Here is a 23,889-nt window from a genome sequence, read left to right as displayed (position 1 = left end):
GTCAGCGATGTCCGAGATGAGCGGCGAGGCGCAGCGCGGCGAGAACACTCGCCGGGTTCGCGGTGCCGGTGCCGGCGAGGTCGAGGGCGGTGCCGTGATCGGGCGAGGTGCGCACGAAGGGCAGGCCCAACGTGACGTTGACGCCCTCGTCGAAGGCGAGCGTCTTCACCGGGATCAAAGCCTGATCGTGGTACATGCCGAGCACGGCGTCGTAGCGCGTGCGGGCGGCGGCGTGAAAGAGGGTGTCGGCCGGCAGCGGCCCGGTCGCGGCGATGCCCTCGGCGCGCAGCGCCTCGACGGCCGGGCGCACGATCTCCTCGTCCTCGCGGCCGAGATGACCGTCCTCCCCGGCGTGGGGGTTGAGGCCGGCGACCGCCAGCCGCGGGGCGGCGAGGCCGAAGCGCTCCGACAGGTCGCGGGCGACGATGCGGCCGACCGTGACGATGCGCTCGCGGGTGAGCCGTTTCGGCACCTCGGCGAACGGGATGTGGATCGTCACCGGCACGGTGCGCAGCATCGGCGCGGCGATCATCATCACCGGGGTCGCCGGAACGCCGGTGTGGTGCTCGGAAAGGGCGCCCAGAAACTCGGTATGGCCGGGATAGGAGAAGCCCGCCTCGTAGAGCGAGGCCTTCTGGATCGGCCCCGTCATCAGGGCGGCGGCGTCGCCGGCCATCACGAGGGCGACGGCCCGCTCGATCGCCTCGACGATCGCCGGGGCGTCGGCGGCGCGCGGCGTGCCCGGTTCAGCGTGCATCGGGTGGCGCGTGGCGAGGACGGGCAAAGCCGGGCCGTCGAGCGCGAGGGTCTCCGGCGTGCTCGCGGGCGCGATCTCGACGCCGAGGCCGAGAACGGCGGCGCGGCGGGCGAGGAGGTCGGGATCGGCGATCGCAAACAGCGGCGGAAGGGAGAGCGCGGTCCGGCGCGCCCAGATCGCGAGGAGGAGGTCGGGTCCGATGCCGGCCGGTTCGCCGACCGTCACCGCGACCGGGCGGGCTCCCGCGCTATGGGTCGGTGCGGCGGTGGTCATGGGGCGGCTCTCGGATGCGCCGCGCGGGCGCGATGGGCGGACGTGCCCGCCGGACGGGTGGGCCGTCCGACTGCCGGCTCAGCGATATTCGATGACGGCGTCGTTCTCGAGCTCGCGCAGGTAACGGCGGGCGGCGATGTCGCCTTCCTGCTGGATCAACTGCTGCTTGATGTCTTGCCGGGCGGCCGCGTCGCTCGCGATGTCCTTCTTGTCGCAGACGGCGACGAGGCGCACCCCATCCGGACTGGCTTCGGGCGGCGTCAGATGACCGACCGCCGTCTTGTTGAGGACGTCCACGGTCGCCTGCGGCAGATCGGACTGGAGACGGCGGCCGACGGGTTTGACGACGACGGCCGGAAGCTCCTTGGCGAAGGCGATGCCCTGGTCGCAGCTCACGAAGCGTTGGCGCAGCGCCTCACCTTCCTTCATGCGCGCCTGAATCTTGCCCGGGCCATCCTTGGCCGGCACGACGAGGATGATCTGGGTCAGGTCGTATTGCATGGTGGTCGCCTTGTCCGCGGCCGCGCCCGCCTTGCCGTCCTTCGACTGCTGCTGCATGGCGGCGACGACGTCCTGGTCGGACACGTCCATATCGCGGCGGAACTTGGCGCGCACCACGTCGCCCCAGGCGATCTGGGCGCGCAGGCGAGCCTTCAGAGTCTGCGCGCTGGTGCCGGAATGGGCCAGCGCGGCGGCGAGCTGGTCCGGCTTCATCTTGACGTGCTCGGCGATCGAGTTGAAGGCGGCGTTGACCTCGGCGTCGCTCACCGTGATGCCGCGCTTCTTGGCCTCCTGCATCTTGAGGCGCTCGTCGATCAGTTCCTGCGTCGCCGCCTGGACCGCGTTGGGGCTCTTTGCCGTGACCTGAAGGAGCTTGGCGCGCTGGGCGATCTCGTAGCTCGTGATCGGCTGGTCGTTGACGATGACCTTGATCTGCGATTGCGCGAAGGCCGGCGCAGCAAAGAGCGGGGCGGCGAGGGCGACGAAGAGGCCGAGCGTGGCGGCACGCGCGGTCGACATGGAGCGCGCTCCGCGGATCGCCGTCGAGAGTCCCTTCATAGGCGGCGGTCTCCTGATCTTCTTGGGCGCCGGTTGCGGTGCCGAATCGGTCGTCGTCAGCCTATGTGCTCCGCCCTTATGGCGGAAGCACGGCTCTAAAGTGCTGTTCTCGGCCAGGATTCGCCCGTTCGCAAGCGTCAGAAGCCGCTCGACGAGGTCGAGATGTCGCCCAGCGTGCGCAGGCCGACCCGGAGATAGGCCGTGCGCGACACCGCCTGGCCGCTCGAGCCGGATCGGTCTTCGGAGAGGGCGAGCGAAACCGAGAACGCCTCGTCGTCATAGGCGACGCCGAGGCTGTCGCCGACGACATCCTTGCCGATCATGTCGTAGCGGATCGCGCCGAAGGTGCGCCACTGGTCGATGAGCTGCAGCGAGGCGGCGGGGTGGATTTCCTCGCGGTCCTTGTCGACGCCGAGATCGGGCTGCTTGGCGAGGTAGGCGTAGATGACCTGCCCCGTGAGCGGACCGAACACGTTGGAGACGGCGATCTCGGCCGAATTGACCGAGAGATCGTTCGACGCGAAGCGGAACGAGCTGCCGATCTTGAACGCCTGCTCGGTCGTCAACATGGCGCCGGCGACGTAGTCGGACTGCGTCGTCTGCAGGCCGGAATCCGCCGTCGAATAGAGAATGTCGGGCACCTGATAGGAGTTGCGCCCGGCGAGCTGGAACGATTGACCGGCGGTGGCGTGCAGGGCGCCGACGCCCGGCATCTGCAGGCTGTATTGCAGGCCGACGTTGGCGCGCGTGCCGCCTTCCGTGCGGTCGAAGCCCGAGAACTTGTCCCACTCGAAGAGGGTCGTCTCGTCGTAGATGATGCTCTGCGAATCTTCGTTCGGCAGATCGCCGATGTTCTGCTCGTCCGGCCGCACGATGATCTGGGCGATCGGCTCGAACACCTGGCTGCCCCAGGTGGAGGCGACGAGCCAGGGATAGCGGTATTCCGCGCCGACCGCCGGCATCGCCCGGACCACCACGGACTGATCGGTCAGCCGCGTCACGTCCGGATCGGCGTTGTCGAGCTGGAAGATATCCCCTTGGGCGTAGGCGAACGGCGTGAAGATCTGGCCCAGGCCGTCGACATATTGCCGCCGCCACTGCGCATAGAGCGAGTAGCGGTTGAAGGTGCCCTCGATGCCGCGGAATCGGTCGATCGTCCCCTCCGGGGTCGTCACCGAATAGGCGTCGGTCGTCTCGCGGGTGAGCGAGGTGAGGTTCGACTTCCACGACAGCTCGCCGCCAGCGATCGGATCGCCCCAGACGCCGTCATAATCCCAGACGGGGTGGACGATCGGCTGCTTCGATTGCTGGTCGAGGCCCGGCGCGGAGAACCCATCCGCCGCCTGGAGCGAAGTGTCGAGCAAGTTCACCTGGCTCACGCGATAAGCGTAGGCGCGCAGGTCGAAATAGTTCCGGTCGCGGACGCCGTTCAGGTAGACCGTCGAGGTGAGCTCGGTCTGACCCGATCCGACGGAGCCGTAATCGGTCAGGTAGGACGGATCGCTGGTCCAGCCGAGATCCCAGCCCCATTTCCAATAATTGTTGAGCAGGAATTCGCCGGTGGTCCGGGCGAAGCCGCGCTGGTCGATATTGGCCGAGGTGTTGCCGAAGGCGCTCGGATCGGCCTGGGAAATGCCGGAGGCCTGGATCGTGTATTGCCCCGTTACGAACCGCTGGCGCCAGGTCGCATCGAGCAGTACGCCCTGCCGGCTCAGCGGGGTCGCCGCGACGGTCAGGTCGTAGTTCGGCGCCGGCGCCCAGAAATAGGGGATGCGCGTGCCGTAGCCGATGTCACTGCCTGCGACGAGGCTCGGCATCAGGAAGCCCGACTTGCGTTTCACCGTCGGGTCCGGCTGCGACATGTACGGCATGTAGGCGATCGGCACGCCGAGGAAGTCGAGCTGTGCTTCATGATAATAAAGCATATGCTCGTCTTCTTTGTGCGTGATCTTCTTCGCCTTGATCTGCCAAATCGGGGGTTTGTTCGAGTCGGTGCAGCTCTCGCACGCGGTGTAGACGCCGCGTGAGAACACGGTGGTCTCGCCGCCTTCGCGGGTCGCCTTGTTGGCGGCGATCATGGTGCGCTGCCCGGTATAGGCGCGCACCGTCTCCATCACGCCGTTCTTGAAATCGTCGGTGAGGTTCGCCGATTCCGCCGTCACGACGTTGCCGTCGCTGTCGGTGATCCGGACCTGTCCCACGGCCTGCACCGTGTTCTTGGTGCGGTCGACCACGACCTTGTCCGCCGTCAGCGTGTTGCCGTCATAATAGATCTGAACGTTGCCGGTCGCGGTGACGACGTTGGTTCCGCTGTCATAGGAAACCTGATCCGACTCGAGCAGCATCTTCGCGTTCGGATCGACCTTCGGTCCGAACACGGCCATGCTGCCGCCCTTCGCCGAGGCGTTGGACGCAGTCGTTCCCGTCTGCGCAACCGTCGTGGTCTGCGCGGCGTTGGTCTGCGGTGTGATGCTGGCGGCAGAAGGCTGTGCCGCCCCTCGCGTGACCGAGAGGGCGAGCGCGCACAGGAGCACCATCGCCGTACCGCTCATCGCGATGCGGCGACGACGAGTCCTGCCGTCCGGAACCCGGTCTGGGTGCGGGCGCGTCATCCGTCCTCCACGTTCAACAAGATCGTCGAGCCCAACAGGGCGGCGACGATCCCGGGCGACCATGCGGAAATGGTCGGGGAAATGATGCCCACGCTCCCAAAGTCCCGCGCGATCTCCGTGGCCACATAAAGCACGAACCCTGCAGCCACACCACTCGCGACGAGACGTCCGGTGCCACCAAAGCGCGACACTCGTAACGAAACCGTTGCCGCGATGACGATCATCGACGACAGCAGCACGGGAAGCGACAGAAGTGACTGGAATTGCAGGCGATACGGGTAAACCGCAAGGCCTGCACGCTCGGCGCGGTCGATCAGTCCCGGTAGTTGCCAGAACGACACGGCGTCGGGTTGTGCGATTTGTTCGAGGATCTCGGTCGGGCGGATCTCGGTGGCGATCTCGGTGGTCGCCATCGGATGCGGCGCCGCATCGGGGGTGTAGACGATCGCCTTGGTCAGGCGCCAATGGTCGCGCTCGTAGACGGCATGGTCCGCCTCGATGCGCTTGAGGAAATTGCCTGCCTCGTCGAACACGAAGATCGTGACGCCGGTGAGCTGGGTACCGCCTGCCGTCACCTGATCGGCGTGGAGCACGGAATCCTCGCCGTCACCCCGTTGCCGCAGCCAGACCTCCTGGGTCGTCTGCAGCATCACGAGTTGCTCACGCCCGAGCAGATCGAGGCTGAGCACGTCGGACTTCTCCTTCAGCCACGCCGCCGCCGGATTGTAGGCGAGGGCGGCGAACAGGCCGATGAACGCGGTCACGAGGACAGCGGGGGCGAGGAACTGCCAGATCGACACGCCGGCGGCGCGGATCACCACGAGTTCCGACCGGCGCGTCAATCCGACGAAGGCCGCCATGCCGCCGAACAGGGCGGCGAACGGGAGCACGCGCTCGGTGAGCGACGGGGTGCGCATCAGCGAGATGAGGGCGGCCTCGGCGATGCTGAAATCGGGCCGGTCCCCGGCGCGCCGCATCAGCTCGAAGAAATCGACGATGAAGACGAGGGCGGCGCCGACGAGGAAGACGCCGATGATCCAGCGGGCGAACCGCGTGGAAAGATAGCCTGCGAGGGTCCGCCCGATCATGCGAGCCTCACGCGGTGCCGGTGGCGCTCGCGCGGGCGGCGAGGCGGGTCAGAAGATCACTGAAGGCGTCGATGACGGCGGCGATCGGCCGGGGCAGGCCGATACGGGCATCCGAGAGGATGACGCCGCCGGCGATCACGATCGAGGCGATCGGGAGCGCGAACATCAACGCCGCGCCGAGCGGGGAATGGATCGCCATCGTGCTGGCGCCGAAGCCGCCGAGGCGGATCGCCGCGACGGTGAGCACGGCGCCGATGACCGACGTCGCGCGGCTCTGGCGGTTGGTCCTGGGCTCGCCGAGGAAGAGGAACACGACGAGAGCGAACGCAAGGGGATAGAGCGGCTGGCTGAACCGATCGGCGAGTTCGGCGCGGATGCGGCCGGAGTTCATTTCGCTCGAGTTCTCGTCCGGCGGCATCGTCATCAGATCGTAGGTCGAGCGTTCGGACGGCCGGAACACCGGGGCGACGCCGGCCGGTGTCAGCGTCGTCAGATCGAATGCGTAGGTGTCGAACCGGACGATCGAAAGGGAGTGGTCCTTCTTGTTGCTGCGCTGGATCGTCCCGTCCTTCATGACAAGGAGCGTGCGGCCGATGGCCTGGGCGATCTGGCCTTCCTTGGCGAGATAGGTGAAGCCACGCTCGGGGTCGCGCTGGTCGTCGAGCACAAGGCCTTCGATGTCGCCCGAGCTGTTGCGGTTGCGGATGTGGAAGGTGAGCCCCGGCTCCATTTCGATGAAGCGGCCCGGCTTGATGATCGTCGCGACCATGTCGACCTGGACCTGGGTCAGCGCGACACGGACGGCCTGGAGGCCGGTCGGCGCCGCCCACAGCGCGAGGAAGGCCGAGAACAGGCCGACCGCCACACCGAGGATCAGGATCGGCCGCAGGATGAAGCCGCGCGACGTGCCCGAGGCGTGCATCGCGATCATCTCACTGTCTGCGCTCAGGTTGGACAGCGTGACGATGGTGGCGATGACGATGGCGAAGGGGGTGATGAGAAGCGCGAGGAAGGGCACTGCCAGAAGGGTGATGCTCAGGAACATGCCGAGCGCCTGACCCTTGGAGGTGACGAGGTCGAGCTGGCGCAGCGTCTGGGTCACCCAGACGACGCTCGCGAGCACCGCGAGGGAGGCCAGGAAGGCGATCGCGGCCCTTCTGAAGATATATCGCGCGATCAAGCCCATAGTGCACTCGGAACACGGGACGCCCGATATGGCCGTCCCCCAATGCCAAACGAGGCATCGCCTCAACACATACGCCGAGGTGAGGGTATGGTGCAATGCACCGATCGCCCCGCCATGCCGGCCGACGGGGTGATGCCATGCTCTCGTGGCCGAAATGCGGATATACCAACATGTGGAAAAGGTTCGCTTCCCCGGGTTAAAGAAACCTTTTGGTTCGATTTTCTCGCGCCGACGCGCGGCGTCCCCCGCTTGCTCAAGCGCAGGGGAAGCGCCATGTTCTGCCGACTTTCGAAACGTGTCGTCTCAAGCCCCCGTCGAGGTTCTTTCATGGCTCTGCTTCCCCGGATTTCCTTTGCTGCAGCGTCCGTCCCGGCGGCCGGCACGGCGGTCGTTTTCGCGGACGAGGGGGGAACCTTCGGGCCGATCGGCGCCGAGCTCGATCGCGCGTCCGGCGGCGGGCTGACCCGTGCGGTGCGCGCCGCGGGCTTCAAGGGCAAGAAGTTCTCCGCACTCGAGGTCGTGGCACCCGCCGCGCTTGCCCTCGACCGGGTCGTGATCGTGGGTCTCGGGGCGGCGGCGGACCTCGCCGCCGGCGATTGGTTCCGGCTCGGCGGGGCGGTGAGCGGCAAGCTCGCCGGCGCCCAAGCGGCCGAGGTGACGGTGGTTGTCGAGCGGGCCGGCGGCCCGGTGGCGGGGGCGGATGCGGCCGACGCGGCGCTCGGCTTTCTGCTGCGCGCCTATCGCTTCGACCGCTACAAGTCGAAGCCGGGCGAGGACGACGAGCAGGGCACCCAGACGGCCGTGTTCGCGACGGGCGATCTCGCCGGCGCTGACGCCGCTTGGAGCCTGACGGCCCCGATCGCGAACGGCGTGGTGCTGGCGCGCGACCTCGTCAACGAGCCGGCCAATGTGCTCGGCACGGTGGAGTTCGCCGAGCGTGCGAGCGCGCTCGCCGATCTCGGCGTTCGCGTCGAGGTGCTGGGCGAGCCGGAGCTGCGGGCCGAGCGGATGAACGCGCTGCTCGGCGTGTCCCAGGGCTCGGTGCGGCCGCCGCGTCTCGTCGTGCTCGAATGGCGCGGCGGGGCCGAGGGCGAGGCACCGCTTCTGTTCGTCGGCAAGGGCGTGGTGTTCGACAGCGGCGGCATCTCCATCAAGCCGGCGCAGGGCATGGAGGACATGAAGGGCGATATGGGCGGCGCCGCCGCCGTGACCGGCCTTCTCTCCGCGCTCGCCGGCCGCAAGGCGAAGGTCAACGCGATCGGCGTCATCGGCCTCGTCGAGAACATGCCGGACGGCAACGCCCAGCGCCCGGGCGACATCGTAACGGCCCGGTCTGGCACCACCATCGAGGTCATCAACACCGACGCCGAAGGCCGGCTCGTGCTCGCCGACGCGCTGCATTACGCGATCGAGCGCTTCAAGCCGAAGCTCGTCATCGACCTCGCCACCCTCACCGGCGCCATCATGGTCGCCCTCGGCCACCACCATGCCGGCCTGTTCTCGAACGACGACACGCTCTCCGCGAACCTGACCGAAGCCGGCCTCGCGACCGGCGAGGCGGTGTGGCGCATGCCGCTCGGCCGCGACTACGACAAGATGATCGAATCGAAGTTCGCCGACATCAAGAACACCGGCGGCCGCTACGGCGGCTCGATCACCGCGGCGCAGTTCCTGAAGCGCTTCGTCGGCGACACCCCGTGGGCCCACCTTGACATCGCCGGCACCGCGATGGGCTCGCCGGCGACCGAGACGAACCGGTCCTGGGGTTCGGGCTGGGGCGTGCGCCTCCTCGAGCGCTTCGTCGCCACCTTCCACGAAGCGGAGTGATGACGGAGGTTCTCTTCTATCACCTGCAAGGCCGCCCGCTCGAGGCGGTGCTTCCTCCGCTTCTGGAGAAGTCCCTCGAGCGCGGCTGGCGCGTGGTCGTACAGACGGGGTCGCGCGAGCGCCGCGACGCGCTCGACGCCCATCTATGGACCTTTCGCGACGATTCCTTCCTGCCCCACGGCACCGCCTCGGACGGTCCGGGCGCCGACCAGCCCGTGTTCCTGACCGAGGGGCAGGACAATCCGAACGGGGCGACCGTCCGCTTCCTCGTCGACCGCGCCGCGCCGCCCGATCTCGCGCCGTACGAGCGAGCGGTGTTCGTCTTCGACGGCACCGACGAGGAAGCCCTCGCCGAGGCGCGGCTGCGCTGGAAGGAAGGCAAGGCCGCCGGTTTCGCCGTCACCTATTGGCAGCAATCATCCAACGGCCGCTGGGAGCGCAAGGCTTGACGGCAAAGGCGGCGCTAGCGCGTTGAAAACGCCCGCCTTAACCCTCCCCTCGAGGGGGAGGGTCGGCGCGTAGCGCCGGGGTGGGGTGAACGCCCAGGGCACGACCGCACGGCATCCGAGCGCGAGACGACGGTCGTCGTGCATGCCGCCCAGCGCGCGGGGCGCGCCGGACCCCACCCTGACCGGCTGCGCCGGTCTGTCCCTCCCCCTGGCAGGGGAGGGACTCTTGCGGGCGTCGAGCATAAAAGCATCAGAAAGCGGCATCCCGAAGAAAGGGATATGCCTCCCTGAAGGATGTTCCGGATTCCCTTTCTCAAATCAGTTCCGCCCAGCCGGAAAGCCTCCTAAACTGGCGGCGAGAGGCTGCTTCAGGGTGCCCATATGGCGACCGTCAGGGATGTGACGTTCAATCTGCTCCGCCGTCTCGGCGTGACGACGATGGTCGGCAATCCGGGCTCCACGGAAGAGGCGTTCCTCCAGGATTTCCCGAGCGATTTCGACTACGTGCTGGCACTTCAGGAGGCGAGCGTCATCGGCATCGCCGACGGACTGGCGCAGGGGCTGCGCAAGCCGGTGATCGTCAATCTCCACACCGGGGTCGGCGTCGGCAACGGGATGGGCACCCTCATCACCGCGTTCCAGAACCGCACGCCGCTGATCGTCACCGCCGGCCAGCAGACCCGCGAAATGCTGATGCTCGAGCCGCTCCTGACGAACGTCAACGCGACCGAGCTGCCGCGCCCGTGGGTCAAGTGGAGCTGCGAACCGGCGCGGGCCGCCGACGTGCCGGCCGCCTTCATGCGGGCCTATGCGATGGCCGTGCAGCCCCCGCGGGTCCCGTCTTCCTCTCGCTCCCCCTCGACGATTGGGGCCAGGAGATCGCGGGTGACGTGCCGGTCCGCACGGTCACGACCCGGACCGCGCCCGATCCCGAAGCGCTCGAAGCGGTTGCGGACCGCATCGCGGCGAGCCGCAATCCGGTCGTCGTGTTCGGCCCGGAGATTGGCCGCAGCCGCGCGTGGGACGCCGGCATCGCCTTCGCCGAGCGGCTCGAGGCGCCGGTGTGGACCGCGCCCTTCTCGGAGCGCAACCCGTTCCCGGAAACCCACCGGCTCCATGCCGGCGTGCTGCCGGCCGCGATCGGGCCGCTCGCCGGCCGCCTCCAGGGTCACGATCTCGTCCTCGTCGTCGGCGCCCCGGTGTTCCGCTATTATCCCTTCGTCGCCGGGGATTATCTGCCGTCGGGCGCCGCCCTCGTGCAGGTCACCGACGATCCCGATGCCGCCGCGCGCGCGCCGGTCGGCGACAGCGTGCTCTCCGACAGCAAGCTCTTCCTCGAGGCGATCCTGCCCCGCCTAGCGCAGCGGGCGGCGGGGATCGCTGCGCCGCTGCGTCGTCCGCCGGCGCCGGTCGATCTCGAAACACTGCCCCTCGCACCGGCCGCGGTGTTCGAAGCCGTTCGTAAGGTCTGCCCGCAAGATTTTATTCTGACCGACGAATCCCCGTCGAACGTGCCGGCGATGCAGGATCGCTTCCGCATCGGGACGCCGGACAGCTTCTATGCCTGCCTGTCCTCGGGCGGGCTCGGCTGGACCATGCCGGCGTCGATCGGCCTCGCGATGGCCGAGCGCAAGACCGGCCGCAACCGTCCGGTGCTCTGCCTGATCGGCGACGGCTCGTTCCAATATTCCATCCAGAGCCTCTACACGGCGGTCCGCCAAGGCGCGGATGTCGTCTTCGTCGTGCTCCAGAACGAGGAATACGGCATCCTCAAAGCCTTCGCGGACTTCCAGGGGACCCCGAACGTGCCGGGCCTCGACCTGCCGGGGCTCGACATCGTCTCGCTCGCCAGGGGCTATGGCGCCGCGACGTCGCTCGCGACCACCGCTGAGGAGGTCGGCACGCAGGTCGCCGCCGCGTTCGCCCGCAAGGGCACGAGCGTCGTCGTCGTGCCGATCACGCGGAAGCTGGCGGGTCTTCTGGGGTAAGGGGGGCTCCTGGGGTAAACCGGGGGCTGGGGTAAACGGTCACGGCCATTTGCCCGGGCCCGTGTCGCTTTGGGCGAAGCTTTGCGATCGCAGATGCGCTAAGGTCACATCCGTTCGTTTGCGGTCGCCTTTCCGGAATTTTCTCCCATGACCAGCCAGGCTCTGACCCAAGACCGCTCCACTGCGGTGCTGGCTGGAATCGGGCTCGCGATCGCCGCCTATTTCTGCTTCAGCTCCCAGGACGCGCTCATCAAGTGGCTCGTCGACGGCGCCTCGGTCTGGCAGATCCTGTTCATGCGCTCGCTGACGATCTTCGTCCTCTCGCTCGCGAGCGGGCGGGGCAAGGTCATCCGCGCGGTGGCGCGCACGCCGACCTTCCGCGGCCTGATCCTGCGCGCCTCCTTGATGCTGTCGGCGTGGCTTCTCTTCTACAACGCGGCGCGGGAACTGCCGCTTGCCGACCTCGAGACGCTCTATTTCGCGGCCCCGCTGATCGTGACGCTGCTTGCGGCGCCGCTGCTCGGCGAGCGGGTCGGCTTGGTGCGCTGGGGTGCGACGCTGCTCGGCTTCGGCGGCGTCGTCGTCGCCTGCGCGGCGGAGGCGAGCGGGGTCTCGCTGGCGGCGGGGATGGCGCTCGCCGCCGCGGCCTTGTGGGCGCTGAGCTACGTCCTCTTGCGCCGGATCAGCGAGGCGGAGACGACCCAGGTGCAGATGGTCGTCATCAACGGCTTCTTCCTGATCGCCTGCGGCATCGCGCTGCCGTGGGTGTGGACGCCCGTCGCGCCGAGCCACCTCGCGCTCATGGGCCTTATCGGCGTGGTCGGAGGCGGCGGTCAGTTCCTGCTCTACGAGAGCGTGCGCCGCGCGCCCGCTTCGGCGCTCGCGCCGTTCGAATATACCGCACTGCTCTGGGCCTTCCTTTATTCCTACGCGATCTGGAACCACGCGCCGTCCTCGAACGTCGTCGTGGGGGCGCTGATGATCGTGGCGAGCGGCCTCGTCGTGTTCGTGCGGGAAGTCCGCGACATGCGCCGACCGCTCGCCTGATCGCCGCGCCGCCGGGGCGGGTTGAATTCGCGCGGGCTTCCGTCTAGAGCCCTGAGCGGCAGTCCGCTGCGGGGAGGGCTGCCGGGATGGAGGTTCGATCGCGCGGGGCGCGAGCGGCCCCGTTGTGCTGTCAGAACTCCGCCGCGCCCGCGCCCGGGCACCGTCGAAGTTCCAGCCGAAGGGAGCGACCTTGCATCTGATCGCCGATCTGTTCGAAGGCCCGGCCCTCGCCGCGCTCCTTCAGGTTCTCCTCATCGACATCGTCCTCGCCGGCGACAATGCCGTGGTGGTCGGCATGGCCGCCGCCGGCCTGCCGAAGGAGCAGCGCGCCAAGGTGATCCTGCTCGGCATCGGGGCGGCGACCATCCTGCGCATCCTCTTCGCGGCGATCACCGTCCACCTCCTCGCCATCATCGGCCTTCTCCTCGCTGGCGGCATCCTCCTGCTCTGGGTGTGCTGGAAGATGTGGCGCGAAATCCGCGCCGAAGCCGAGGCACAGAAGCACGCCGTCGCCGACGTCGACGCCGACGAGGCGCCGCCGCGCAAGACCTTCCGTCAGGCGGTGATGCAGATCGTGCTCGCGGACGTGTCGATGTCTCTCGACAACGTCCTCGCCGTCGCTGGGGCCGCGCGCGAACATCCGGCCGTGCTCGTCATTGGCCTTGCGCTGTCGGTGGCCTTGATGGGCCTCGCCGCGTCGCTCATCGCGAACCTGCTCGCCCGTTTCCGCTGGATCGCCTATGTCGGCCTCGCGATCATCCTCTACATCGCCCTGAAGATGATCTACGAGGGCGGCCTCGAGGTGCTGCACAAGACCGGCACCTTCTGACATGGGGCCTGAGCCCCGGCGCGATGCGCCGGGAACATCGGTCGTCGGCTCGCATTGGTCTCCGGGAGGCGATCCCGTCCCGGAGGCTCACCATGTCCAACGTCCTGAAATTTCGCTCCGAAGCCGTGCGGCCCTCCGCCGGGGTGCCCGTCGCGCCGCCGGGCGCGCCGATCCGGCCGCCGCGCGACCCCGATCCTTCGCCGTGGTCGCCGACCGAGCCGCCGCCGCGGCCGGACGATCCCGACCGCGTTCCGCTGCCGCCCGACGGCCCCGCGGTGCCGATGCCCGATCCCGACACCCGTCCGATCGAGTTTCCGCGCCGCGAGCCTGACGATCCCGGTCTCGATCCCGCCGAGGACCCGAGCATCGACGAGCCACCGCCCGCTCCGCAGGAAAGCCCGGCGATTCTCTCCGTCCCCCGGACGTGAAGCGAACGGGGGACGTGACCCGGGCTCCTCCGCTCGGCCCGCACGAAGCCGCTCTCCGAAACATCCAGAACGCCAAGGCGCGTGACGCGCCGAGGCCGGGCGGCGCCCTCGACATCGGAGACTGCGAGCCTCCGATGCACAACACGGGCTGCCGCCGCCGTGGCGGCCCGTTTTTGCGAGCCTCTCCGCCGCCCGCCCCGCTGCGGCCTTCGGTTCGTGGCCGTTCTGGTCTAGGATCGCGGGCTATGGATATCCCCGCCCTCGACCCGACCCTCGTCGCCCGATTCAAAGCCCTCGTCGAGCCCGGACGGGCGCTCGACGATCCGACCGCGCAGGCCGCCTATCTCGCCGAGCGGCGCAATCTTTTCCATGGCCACACCCCGTTGGTGCTGCGCCCGGGATCGGTCGCGGAGGTCGCCGCGATCGTGCGCCTCGCCGCGGAGACCGGGACCGCGATCGTCCCGCAATCGGGCAATACCGGCCTGGTCGGCGGCGGCGTGCCCGATGCTTCGGGTCGCGAGATCCTGCTTTCACTCGACCGGCTCGACCGCATCCGCTCGGTTGATCCGAAGGACAACACCCTCGTCGCCGAAGCCGGCGTCATTCTCGACAAGGTCCACGAGGCGGCGGATGCGGTCGGACGCATCTTCCCGCTGACGCTCGCCGCCCAGGGCTCGTGCCGGATCGGCGGCAACGTCTCGACCAATGCGGGCGGCACCAACGTCCTCGCCTACGGCAACACCCGCCAGCTCGTGCTGGGGCTCGAAGTGGTGTTGGCGACCGGCGAGGTGTGGAACGGCCTGCGCCGGCTCCACAAGGACAACAGCGGCTACGACCTGAAACAGCTCTTCATCGGTGGGGAAGGGACGCTCGGCATCGTCACCGCCGCCGTGCTCCGGCTGTTTCCGAAGCCCGCCGCCCGCGAGGTCGCCTTCGTCGCCGTTGAAAGCCCGGCCAAGGCGCTGGCGCTGTTCGAGCGGCTGGGCGAGGCGGGGCCGCTGCTGACCGGCTTCGAACTGATGGCGGGCCTCGCCCTCGAATTCGGCCTCAAGCACTTGGCCGGCGCGCGGCGGCCGTTCGCGGGCGCCCATCCCTGGTACGTGCTCATCGAGGTCTCGAGCCCGAGCACCCGCATCGACGCGCGCGGCCTCATGGAAGCCCTGCTCGCCGAGGCGATCGAGGCGGGCATCGCGCTCGACGCCGCGCTCGCCGAAAGCCTTGCCCAGCAGCAGGCCTTCTGGGGGCTGCGCCACGGCATGTCCGAAGTGCAGGGGCACGAAGGCGGCTCGATCAAGCACGACATCTCGGTGCCGATCGAGGCCATTCCCGCTTTCCTCGCGGAGGCGATCCCCGCCGTCGAGGCGCTGGTGCCGGGCTGCCGGCCGGTGCCGTTCGGCCACATGGGCGACGGCAACCTGCACTTCAACGTCAGCCAGCCCGTGGGTGCCGACAAGGCCGCCTATCTCGCCCGTTGGGAGGAGATGAACGCCGTCGTCCACGCCATCGTCCAGACCTATGACGGCTCGATCGCCGCGGAGCACGGGGTCGGCCGGCTCAAGGCGCACCTGCTGCCGGGCGTGAAGGCGCCGGTCGAGCTCGCGATGATGCGGCAGGTGAAGGCGGCGTTCGATCCGAACGGCATTCTCAACCCGGGCCGGATCCTGGAGCGGCGCTGAAACGCAGAGCGGTGCCGAAACGTCGCAGAAGCGCTTGATCCGCCTCAAGATCCCGCGCGCATCGCCCGTTCATAAAGGTGTCAAAGACGAGGAGCGCGCGCCAAGGCGATGGACGGCAGGCCAATTCCGACAATCCCCGAGCGTGCGCCGAAGCCTGCCGCCGAACCGCTGCCGCGCTCCCTCTTCGCCTTCATCCTGAAGCTCAGCGCGCCGCATCAAGTCGTGCTCGTCGCACTGACCGTCGCGGTCTTCCTCCTCAACGCCGCCCCGCTCGAGGTGCAGCGCCGGCTCGTCAACGACGCCCTCGGCGGCGGATCCTTCGCCACCATCGTCACCCTCGTGTTGGTCTATGTCGGCCTTGCACTTGCCGAGGGGCTGATCAAGCTCGGGCTCAATTATTACCGCGGCTGGGTCGGCGAGCGGGCGGTTCTGTACCTGCGTCGCACCGTGCTCGCCGGCAAAGATGCCCAGCCGCGTCACGTCGCGGCCGAGGACGGCGTCGACATCTCGATCGTGCTCGCCGAATCCGATCCCATCGGCGCCTTCGTCGGCGGTGCCTTCTCCGAACCGCTGCTCCAGGCCGGCGTGCTCGTGAGCGTGATCAGCTACATGGCGTACCTGCAGCCGATCATGGTGGTGCCGGGCCTCGTGGTGTTGCTGCCGCAGTTCGTCTTCGTGCCGTTGATGCAGCGGGCGGTGAACCGACGCGCGGCGTCGCGCATCCTGACCTTGCGCGAGATCGGCGTCGGCATCGCCGAGCACTCGGAGGCGCACTCCCGCCTGTCGCTTCAGATCGACCGCGCCACCCAGGCCTTCGCGCTCAACATGGGCATCTACAAGTTCAAGTTCACCATGAACTTCCTGATGAACCTGTCCTACCACGTGGGCATCGGGCTCGTGCTTCTGCTCGGCGGCTATCTCGTGCTCAACAAGGAGGCCGACATCGGCACGGTGCTGGCCTGCCTGACCGGCCTCGAAAAGCTCAACGATCCGTGGGGCGAACTCGTCAACTGGTTCCGCGATATGGCGGTGACGCGGACCAAATACGGCCTCGTCTACCGCGCTCGCCCGCCGCAGGAGGCGGTCGTGCCCCCGGGGACGCCCTGAGCCGACCTCAGGCCTCGAGCCGCTGGCCGAGCCGCCCGGCGAGATCCTGGATGAACTGCCAGGCGACGCGGCCCGAGCGGGAGCCGCGGGTGGTCGACCATTCGAGCGCCCGTGCCCGGAGCGTCTCCTCGTCCACCTTGAGGTGGTGTCGCTCCGCATAGCCGCGCACCATCGCGAGATATTCGTCCTGGCTGCACTTGTGGAAGCCGAGCCAGAGGCCGAAGCGGTCCGACAGCGAGACCTTCTCCTCGACCGCTTCGCCCGGATTGATCGCGGTCGAGCGCTCGTTCTCCATCATGTCGCGCGGCAGCAGGTGACGGCGGTTCGAGGTTGCGTAGAACAACACGTTGTCCGGCCGGCCCTCGATGCCGCCGTCGAGCACCGCCTTGAGCGACTTGTAGCTGGTGTCGCCCGAATCGAAGGATAGGTCGTCGCAGAACACGACGAAGCGGTGCGGCGCGGCGCGCACCGCCGCCATCAAAGCCGGCAGGCTCTCGATGTCCTCGCGGTGGATCTCGACGAGCTTCAGCCGTTCGGTCGAGCCGTCGCGCGCGAACCCTTCGTTGACGGCGGCGTGGGCCGCCTTGACCAGCGACGACTTGCCCATGCCGCGGGCGCCCCACAGCAGCACGTTGTTCGCCGGGAGGCCGCGGGCGAAGCGCTCGGTATTCTCGAGGAGTTCGTCGCGGGCGTTGTCGATGCCCTTGAGAAGTGCGATTTCGACCCGGTTGACCCGCGCCACCGGATCGAGCCCCTGCGGCGACGGCGACCAGACGAAGGCGTCGGCGACGGCGAAATCGATCAGCCGCGGGGCCGGCGGGGCTGCGCGGGCCAGGATCGCCGCGATCGCGTCGAGCCGCGCGAGGAGGGGGGACAGGTCGATCTTCTCGGACATCGGGTCGGTCAAGGACGCCACTCCACGCATCGCGGGCGCGGGCCGCCTTCCCCGTCGGGACGGCGCGGACCGCGCGTCGGCGAGCCGGTCCCGGCCGGCTCCGCACGCCCCTTAGCACGGTTCGTTGAGCCCCGCGACGCCCCGGCCCGCGCGCCCGCGCCCCGGGTGCCGGACCACCGAAGCGCGAGCGGTTTGCAAAGCAGCCCGTCGTCGTTATAGTCCGCGCCGCTTTGCCGAGGGTTCGTCGGTACGGCGCGATTCCGCGCGAGACCGATGGTCCGGGTGCGACGCGCCTACCGAAATTGTCGACGACAGAAGGACGAAACGATGTTTCTGATCACGCCGGCCTATGCCCAAGCCGCTGGAGGTGCTCCCGCGGGTATGGACCTGCTGATGCAGTTCCTTCCCTTCATCGTCATCATCGGCATCATGTATTTCCTGATCCTGCGGCCGCAGCGCCAGCGCCAGAAGGCGCACCAGGAGATGATCAAGAACGTGCGCCGCGGCGATACGATCGTCACCAGCGGCGGTCTGATCGGCAAGGTGGTCAAGGTCATCGACGACGCCGAGGTGCAGGTCGAGCTGTCCGAGACCGTGCGCGTGCGCGTGCTGCGGTCGGCGATTCAGGACGTCCGCGCCAAGGGCGAACCTGTCAACGACAACGCCTGATCGCCCGATAAGACTCCCGCCGGTCCTGTCGCCGGCCAAAGACTGCGAACCATGCTCTATCTCTCGCGCTGGAAGATCGCCCTGATCCTCGCCGTCGTGATCGGCGGGTTCGTGGTCTGTATTCCGAACTTCTTTTCGAAGGAGACGGTCGCCAAGTGGCCGTCCTGGCTGCCGCACCGGCAACTCGTGCTCGGCCTCGACCTTCAGGGCGGCGTCTATCTGCTCTACGAGGTGGACCGTCAGGACTACATCCAGAAGCGGCTCAAGACGCTGACGGGTGAGATCCGCAACACGCTGCGCGAAAATCCCCGCATCGGCTATTCGGACCTCAAGGTCCAGGGCCAGACGGTGACGCTCCAGATCCGCGATCTCGATCGCATGGACGACGCCCGCAAGCGTCTGACCGCGCTGACGAACCCGCTCTCGAACACGCTGTTCGGCGGGCAGGGGACGACGGAATTCTCCCTCGACCTCGGCTCCGACGGCAAGGCGACCTACGCCTTCACTCAGAACGGCCTCGAGCAGCGTGTGCGCTCGATCGTCGACCAGTCGATGGGCGTCATCGCCCGCCGCGTCGACGAACTCGGCACCGTCGAGCCCTCGATCCAGCGCGAAGGCGCCGACCGCATCCTCGTCGAAGCCCCGGGCCTCGACGATCCGGACCGCCTGAAGCAGATCGTCGGCCAGACCGCCCAGCTCACCTTCCATCTGGTCGATACCAGCGTGAACCCGCAGCAGGCCATCCAGTCGCGGCCGCCGGCGGGCGACGTGCTGCTCTATTCGATGAACGATCCTCCGATCCCCTACGTGGTCGAGGAGACCCCGCTTCTGACCGGCGACGACCTCGTCGACGCCCAGGCGACCTTCGACCAGCGCGATCATCAGCCGGTCGTCTCGTTCCGCCTGTCGACGGCGGGCGCGCGCAAGTTCGGCCTCATCACCCAGCAGAATGTCGGCCGGCCGTTCGCGATCGTGCTCGACAACGAGGTGATCTCCGCGCCCAACATCCGCGAGCCCATCCTCGGCGGCGCCGGCCAGATCTCCGGCAATTTCTCGGTCCAGAGCGCGAACGACCTCGCCGTGCTGCTGCGTGCCGGCGCGCTGCCGGCGAAGCTCTCGATCGTCGAAGAGCGCACCATCGGCCCCGGCCTCGGTGAGGACTCGATCCGCGCCGGCAAGATCGCCTCGATCATCGCGACCGCCGCGGTGTGCATCTACATGCTCGCGACCTACGGCCTCCTCGGCATGATCGCCAACGTCGCCGTGATCGTGAACGTGGCGCTCATCTTCGCGATCCTGACGATCCTCGGTGCGACGCTGACCTTGCCCGGCATCGCCGGCATCGTGCTCACCGTCGGCACCGCGGTCGATTCGAACGTGCTCATCTACGAACGCATCCGAGAGGAGGCGCGACACGGGCGAAGTGCGATCGCGTCGATCGATCTCGGCTTCAAACGCGCCATCGGCACCATTCTCGACGCGAACCTCACCATGCTGATCTCGGCGGTGGTGCTGTTCTATCTCGGGTCCGGGCCGATCCGCGGCTTCGCCGTGACCCATGCCATCGGCATCCTCACCACCATGTTCACGGCGGTGACCTTCACGCGCTTGCTCGTCGCGTTCTGGGTCCGCTGGCGCCGGCCGACGGTCATCAACGTCTGAAGCCGGACGATTCTCAGGAAACCCGCGCCATGCGTCTCCTCCGCCTCGTCCCCGACAACACCAAGCTGCATTTCATGCGGTATTGGCGTTACATGCAGCCGCTGTCGATCGTGCTCAGCGTCGGATCGATCCTGCTCTTCGTCCTGATCGGCCCGAACTACGGCATCGATTTCCGCGGCGGTTCGGCGATCGAGATCACCACCAAGGACGGCAAGGCCGCCGACCTCGCGGCCCTGCGCGCCACGGTCTCGGACCTCAATCTGGGCGACGTCCAGATTCAGGAGTTCGGCAAGCCGAACGACGTGCTGATCCGCGTCGCCCGCCAGGACGGCGGCGAGGACACCCAGCAGGAAGCGGTGTTCCGCGTCCGCGACGCGCTCGGCCAAAGCTACGACATCCGCCGCACCGAGGTCGTCGGCCCGCGCGTGTCGGGGGAACTCACCCGCAACGGCGCGATCGGTCTCCTCGTCACGCTGGCCGCGATCCTCGTCTATGTGTGGTTCCGCTTCGAGTGGCAGTTCGCCGTCGGCGCCATCATCGCGACGCTGCACGACGTGATCCTGACGCTCGGCATCTACGTGCTGGTGCCGTTCGAGTTCAACTTGTCGAGCATCGCGGCGATCCTCACGATCGTCGGCTATTCGCTCAACGACACCGTCGTCGTGTACGACCGCATCCGTGAGAACCTGCGCAAATATAAGCGCATGCCGCTCCCGGATCTGATCGACCTTTCGATCAACGAAACCCTCGGGCGCACCCTCATCACCGCGCTGACGACGATGATCGCGCTCGGCTCGCTCTATATCTTCGGTGGCGAGGTGATCCGCTCGTTTACCTTCGCGATGATCTTCGGCGTGCTGATCGGAACGTTCTCCTCGATCTACATTGCCGCGCCGGTGCTGATTTATTTCAAGCTGCGCACCGAGAAGAAGGACGGGGGCGAGGGCGCCGCGACCGCGAGCGGCGCGGTCTGAGCGCGGCACCATCGACGCGCCTCGTGCGTTGACAGGAGTCCGGCGGCCATCCCGCCGCCGGCGGTGACTCAGAGGGAGGCGCGTGATGTCCGATCAGCGGGGATGGTCCGGTCCGCGCGGGATCGTCGTGCGTGATGCCCACTTCCCGGGCCGTCCGCGCCTCGACGCCTACGGCAACGGCGGCTTTCGCTTCGCCGAGATGTCGCATCGCGGCTCGATCCTCTGCCTGCCGAGCGGGGTGCACGGCTGGAAGGTCGCGACCGTCGCCGATCTCGACGCGGCCGCCTTCGCGCCGGTGCTCGCCGAGGCCGCGGACTTCGAGATCCTGCTCGTCGGCACGGGACCGACACTCGTTCCCTTGCCGCCTGCCTTGATGATGGATCTCCGCGCCGCCGGCCTGCGGGCCGAGGTGATGGCGACCGGCTCGGCGGTCAGGACCTACAATGTGCTCCTCGCCGAGGAACGGGCGGTCGCCGCCGCGCTTCTCGCGGTGGACTAGCCGGCCTGCGAGACCGGCCGAACGGCAATCCGACGGGGAAGACGATATGGACGCGGCAGCCCACCTGACGGCGTTCGTCCGCAGCCACGATCCCGACCGCTACCGCGCCGCGCTGTTCGCGCCGGCGGCGGCCCGCGACGGCCTCGTCGCGCTCGCCGGCTTCGATCTCGAGATCGCCCGCATTCGCGAGGTGGTGCGCGAGCCGATGCCGGGCGAGATCCGCCTGCAATGGTGGCGCGACGCGCTGGAGGTCCCGGACGCCGAGGTGACCGGCCATCCGGTCGTCGATCTCCTGCGCGCCGCCATCGCCCGCCATCGCCTGCCGATCGCGCCGATGATCGCGCTCATCGATGCCCGCACCTTCGATCTCTACGACGACCCGATGCCCGACCTCACCGCCTTCGAGGGCTACGCCGGCGAGACGGCGGGGGCGATCGTGCAGCTCGGGGCGATCGTGCTGACGGGCGAGGGGACGCGGACCGGGGCGGCCGCGGGCCATGCCGGGGTGGCGCTGACGATCGCCCAGACGCTCGCGACCCTGCCGCGCACGCTCGCCCGCGGGCAGATGATGCTGCCGGCCGACGTGCTCGCCCGCCACGGTGCCGAGCCCGCGAGCCTGCTCGCCGGCGAGGACACCCCGCAGGCCCGCGCGGCGCTTGCCGAAATGCGCGACCACGCCCGCCACCATCTCGGCCGGGTGGCGAAGCTGCTGCCCGATCTGCCGCCCGAGGCCCTGCCGGCCTTCCTCCCCGTCGCGACCGTCCCGCGGCTCCTCAAGCGGCTCGAGACGGTGCCGGGCAATCCCCTGCGCACCCTGGTCGACGTGTCGCCTCTGGCCCGCCTCTGGTCGCTCTGGCGCGTGGCGCGGAGCGGCCGGCTTCCGCGCATGTGAAGGCCCGCCTTTCAGGGAGTGCGAATGATCGTCCGACGCATCGTGCCGAACATCGAGGTCCCTGACATGGGTCCCGCCGTCGTGGCGGCGGTGCGCCGCTTTTATTGCGACGGACTCGGGCTGGAGCCCGTCATGGATCATGGTTGGATCGCGACCTTCGCCGGGTCCGGCATGGCGTCGCCGCAGATGAGCGTGGCGTGCGAGGGGGGAAACGGGACCCCCGTTCCCGCCCTCTCGATCGAGGTCGACGATCTCGACGAGGCCCAAAGACGCATCGAGGGCGCGGGCTTCGCCATCGAATACGGACCGACGACGGAGGCCTGGGGCGTTCGGCGATTCTTCGCGCGCGATCCGCTCGGACGTCTCATCAACGTCCTGGTCCATCCCTGAGGATCAGGCGGCGGGCTCCAGCGCGTCCGCCGTCTCGCCGAGCCACCGCTCGACGTCCTGAAGCGCGCGGGCGCTCAGGGCCCGTTTGCGGACCTGGGACTTCGCCGCGCCGCGCAGGCGCACGCCCGGGACCTTCTCGACCGTGATCGGCGGGAAGAGGCCGAAATTCACGTTCATCGGCTGGAACGAGCGCGGCGCGCCTTCGTCCGCGGCTTCGATGTGGCCGCCGGTGATGTGGCCGAGCAGGGCGCCGAGGGCGGTCGTCGCCGGCGGCGGCACCGGCTCCGCCCCGCGCCGCTCGGCCGCCGCGAAGCGCCCTGCCAGGAGGCCGATCGCCGCCGATTCCACATAGCCCTCGCAGCCGGTGATCTGGCCGGCGAAGCGCACGTGCGGCCGCGCCTTGAGGCGGAGCGTCGCGTCGAGCACGCGCGGCGAATTCAGGAAGGTGTTGCGGTGCAGCCCGCCGAGGCGGGCGAACTCGGCGCCCTCGAGCCCCGGAATGGTCCGGAAGATGCGGGCCTGCTCGCCGTGCTTCAGCTTCGTCTGGAAGCCGACGATGTTGTAGAGCGTGCCGAGCGCATTGTCCTGGCGCAGTTGGACGATCGCGTAGGGCTTCACGTCCGGCGCCCGCGGATTGGTCAGGCCGACCGGCTTCATCGGCCCGTGGCGCAGCGTCTCCGGTCCGCGCACCGCCATCACCTCGATCGGCAGGCAGCCGTCGAAATAGGGCGTCGAGGCCTCCCAGGCGTGGAAATCGACCTTGTCGGCGGCGATCAGCGCGGCGACGAAGCCGTCATATTGTTCCTTCGTCATCGGGCAATTGAGATAATCGGCCCCGGTCCCGGACGGACCCGGCTTGTCGTAGCGCGACTGGAACCAGGCGATTTCCATGTCGATCGTCTCGCGGTGGACGATCGGCGCGATGGCGTCGAAGAAGGCGAGGGACTCTTCGCCCGTCGCCTGCCGGATCGCCTCGGCGAGGGGGGCCGCGGTCAGCGGACCGGTCGCGACGATGGTCGAGCCCCAGTCCTCCGGCGGCAGATCGGCGACGAGGCCCGGCTCGACCCGGATCAGCGGGTGCTCCTTGAGCGCCTTCGTCACCGCCGCCGAGAAGCCGTCTCGATCGACCGCGAGCGCGCCGCCCGCCGGCACCGGATGGGTATCGGCGCAGGCGAGGATCAGCGATCCGGCGCGGCGCATCTCGGCATGGAGCAGGCCGACGGCGTTCGTCTCCGCATCGTCCGAGCGGAACGAGTTCGAGCACACCAGTTCCGCGAAGTCGCCGGTGTGGTGGGCGTCGGTCATCGCGGTCGGCCGCATCTCGTGCAGCACCACGGGAATGCCGCGCCGGGCGAGTTGCCACGCCGCTTCGCTGCCGGCGAGGCCGCCGCCGACGACATGGACGGGCGGGGCGGAAGAGGGGGAGTGCGTCTCGGTCATGCAAGCATCTCGGTCATGGCGGTGAGATATCCGCCGCCGCCCGCATCCCGTCAACCGGCGTGGCCGTCGGTGGTCCTCTCGCGTTGCCAGCCCTCACGCCGGGCGGGACTCTCCCGCCCGATAGGCAAAAAGCCCGCGGTCG

At 68.6% G+C, this 23,889-nt stretch carries 22 protein-coding genes and 1 pseudogene; 15 read left to right on the top strand and 8 right to left on the bottom strand.

Annotated features, from left to right (window positions below; genetic code table 11):
• Window position 1 precedes the first annotated feature (1 nt).
• The 5 genes from pdxA to lptF form a co-directional block, all read right to left on the bottom strand.
• Window positions 2-1,030, bottom strand: a complete 1,029-nt coding sequence (pdxA, locus tag F0357_RS03330) for a 4-hydroxythreonine-4-phosphate dehydrogenase PdxA (protein ID WP_153478729.1) — start codon at window positions 1,028-1,030, stop codon at window positions 2-4.
• 78 nt (window positions 1,031-1,108) lie between these two features.
• Entirely contained in the window at window positions 1,109-2,050 is a 942-nt protein-coding gene (locus tag F0357_RS03325; RefSeq protein ID WP_208948194.1) for a SurA N-terminal domain-containing protein, read from the bottom strand.
• A 176-nt stretch (window positions 2,051-2,226) separates the two neighbouring features.
• A complete protein-coding gene (locus tag F0357_RS03320; protein ID WP_208948193.1) occupies window positions 2,227-4,701 on the bottom strand; it encodes an LPS-assembly protein LptD in 2,475 nt (824 codons plus the stop codon).
• A complete protein-coding gene (gene lptG / locus F0357_RS03315; protein ID WP_153478711.1) occupies window positions 4,698-5,789 on the bottom strand; it encodes an LPS export ABC transporter permease LptG in 1,092 nt (363 codons plus the stop codon). Before lptG ends, F0357_RS03320 begins: the two co-directional genes overlap by 4 nt.
• A gap of 7 nt (window positions 5,790-5,796) precedes the next feature.
• Window positions 5,797-6,969 (bottom strand): LPS export ABC transporter permease LptF, encoded by a 1,173-nt coding sequence (gene lptF, locus F0357_RS03310; protein WP_208948192.1) that lies wholly within the window; start codon window positions 6,967-6,969, stop codon window positions 5,797-5,799.
• Window positions 6,970-7,302: 333 nt separating this feature from the next.
• Here lptF and F0357_RS03305 point away from each other — a divergent pair, with 333 nt between their 5' ends.
• The 3 genes and pseudogenes from F0357_RS03305 to F0357_RS25415 form a co-directional block, all read left to right on the top strand.
• Window positions 7,303-8,802 carry a leucyl aminopeptidase gene (locus F0357_RS03305; RefSeq protein ID WP_153478705.1) on the top strand — a complete coding sequence of 500 codons (1,500 nt, stop codon included), beginning with the start codon at window positions 7,303-7,305 and terminating at the stop codon, window positions 8,800-8,802.
• Entirely contained in the window at window positions 8,802-9,251 is a 450-nt protein-coding gene (locus F0357_RS03300) for a DNA polymerase III subunit chi (RefSeq protein ID WP_153478702.1), read from the top strand. The genes F0357_RS03305 and F0357_RS03300 overlap by 1 nt, the downstream gene beginning before the upstream one ends.
• A 381-nt stretch (window positions 9,252-9,632) precedes the next feature.
• Window positions 9,633-9,881 (top strand): annotated as a pseudogene (locus F0357_RS25415) (thiamine pyrophosphate-binding protein); the annotation flags it as partial.
• Here F0357_RS25415 and F0357_RS25410 read toward each other — a convergent pair.
• Window positions 9,767-10,051, bottom strand: a complete 285-nt coding sequence (locus F0357_RS25410) for a hypothetical protein (RefSeq protein WP_208948191.1) — start codon at window positions 10,049-10,051, stop codon at window positions 9,767-9,769. The pseudogene F0357_RS25415 and the gene F0357_RS25410 sit on opposite strands and share 115 nt — an antisense overlap.
• A gap of 90 nt (window positions 10,052-10,141) precedes the next feature.
• On the opposite strand from F0357_RS25410, the gene F0357_RS03295 reads away from it, so the two are divergent.
• The 6 genes from F0357_RS03295 to F0357_RS03270 all read left to right on the top strand — a co-directional run bounded on the left by F0357_RS03295 (window position 10,142) and on the right by F0357_RS03270 (window position 16,326).
• The gene (locus tag F0357_RS03295) at window positions 10,142-11,239 is read left to right on the top strand and encodes a thiamine pyrophosphate-dependent enzyme (RefSeq protein WP_208948190.1); all 1,098 of its coding nucleotides are present in this window, start codon (window positions 10,142-10,144) and stop codon (window positions 11,237-11,239) included.
• 147 nt (window positions 11,240-11,386) lie between these two features.
• Window positions 11,387-12,286, top strand: a complete 900-nt coding sequence (locus F0357_RS03290; protein ID WP_153478698.1) for a DMT family transporter — start codon at window positions 11,387-11,389, stop codon at window positions 12,284-12,286.
• Window positions 12,287-12,485: 199 nt separating this feature from the next.
• Window positions 12,486-13,115 carry a TerC family protein gene (locus F0357_RS03285; RefSeq protein ID WP_312861677.1) on the top strand — a complete coding sequence of 210 codons (630 nt, stop codon included), beginning with the start codon at window positions 12,486-12,488 and terminating at the stop codon, window positions 13,113-13,115.
• 92 nt (window positions 13,116-13,207) lie between these two features.
• Window positions 13,208-13,543 (top strand): hypothetical protein, encoded by a 336-nt coding sequence (locus tag F0357_RS03280; protein WP_153478696.1) that lies wholly within the window; start codon window positions 13,208-13,210, stop codon window positions 13,541-13,543.
• 245 nt (window positions 13,544-13,788) lie between these two features.
• The gene (locus tag F0357_RS03275) at window positions 13,789-15,219 is read left to right on the top strand and encodes an FAD-binding oxidoreductase (protein WP_153478692.1); all 1,431 of its coding nucleotides are present in this window, start codon (window positions 13,789-13,791) and stop codon (window positions 15,217-15,219) included.
• Window positions 15,220-15,327: 108 nt separating this feature from the next.
• Entirely contained in the window at window positions 15,328-16,326 is a 999-nt protein-coding gene (locus tag F0357_RS03270) for an ABC transporter ATP-binding protein (protein ID WP_153478689.1), read from the top strand.
• A gap of 7 nt (window positions 16,327-16,333) precedes the next feature.
• On the opposite strand, the gene F0357_RS03265 is transcribed toward F0357_RS03270, so the two are convergent.
• Entirely contained in the window at window positions 16,334-17,221 is an 888-nt protein-coding gene (locus tag F0357_RS03265; protein ID WP_153486071.1) for an ATP-binding protein, read from the bottom strand.
• A gap of 327 nt (window positions 17,222-17,548) precedes the next feature.
• Between F0357_RS03265 and yajC the strand changes: the two genes are divergently transcribed.
• The 6 genes from yajC to F0357_RS03235 all read left to right on the top strand — a co-directional run bounded on the left by yajC (window position 17,549) and on the right by F0357_RS03235 (window position 22,307).
• Window positions 17,549-17,890, top strand: a complete 342-nt coding sequence (gene yajC, locus F0357_RS03260; protein WP_153478685.1) for a preprotein translocase subunit YajC — start codon at window positions 17,549-17,551, stop codon at window positions 17,888-17,890.
• Between the two features lie 51 nt (window positions 17,891-17,941).
• Window positions 17,942-19,552 carry a protein translocase subunit SecD gene (gene secD / locus F0357_RS24375; RefSeq protein ID WP_153478683.1) on the top strand — a complete coding sequence of 537 codons (1,611 nt, stop codon included), beginning with the start codon at window positions 17,942-17,944 and terminating at the stop codon, window positions 19,550-19,552.
• Window positions 19,553-19,581: 29 nt separating this feature from the next.
• Window positions 19,582-20,526, top strand: coding sequence for a protein translocase subunit SecF (gene secF, locus F0357_RS24370; RefSeq protein ID WP_153478681.1), 945 nt, complete (start codon window positions 19,582-19,584; stop codon window positions 20,524-20,526).
• A gap of 85 nt (window positions 20,527-20,611) precedes the next feature.
• The gene (locus F0357_RS03245) at window positions 20,612-21,025 is read left to right on the top strand and encodes an Mth938-like domain-containing protein (RefSeq protein WP_153478678.1); all 414 of its coding nucleotides are present in this window, start codon (window positions 20,612-20,614) and stop codon (window positions 21,023-21,025) included.
• Window positions 21,026-21,071: 46 nt separating this feature from the next.
• Window positions 21,072-21,917 carry a phytoene/squalene synthase family protein gene (locus tag F0357_RS03240; RefSeq protein WP_153478674.1) on the top strand — a complete coding sequence of 282 codons (846 nt, stop codon included), beginning with the start codon at window positions 21,072-21,074 and terminating at the stop codon, window positions 21,915-21,917.
• Between the two features lie 24 nt (window positions 21,918-21,941).
• Entirely contained in the window at window positions 21,942-22,307 is a 366-nt protein-coding gene (locus F0357_RS03235) for a VOC family protein (protein WP_153478671.1), read from the top strand.
• A gap of 3 nt (window positions 22,308-22,310) precedes the next feature.
• On the opposite strand, the gene trmFO is transcribed toward F0357_RS03235, so the two are convergent.
• Window positions 22,311-23,747: a methylenetetrahydrofolate--tRNA-(uracil(54)-C(5))-methyltransferase (FADH(2)-oxidizing) TrmFO gene (gene trmFO / locus F0357_RS03230; protein WP_153478667.1), complete on the bottom strand. Its 1,437-nt coding sequence runs from the start codon at window positions 23,745-23,747 to the stop codon at window positions 22,311-22,313.
• Window positions 23,748-23,889 lie beyond the last annotated feature (142 nt).

The organism is Segnochrobactrum spirostomi, assembly GCF_009600605.1.
Taxonomy (GTDB): domain Bacteria; phylum Pseudomonadota; class Alphaproteobacteria; order Rhizobiales; family Segnochrobactraceae; genus Segnochrobactrum; species Segnochrobactrum spirostomi.
The sequence above is the reverse complement of the archived record's forward strand: the minus strand, read 5'-3'. Positions and strand labels throughout refer to the sequence as shown.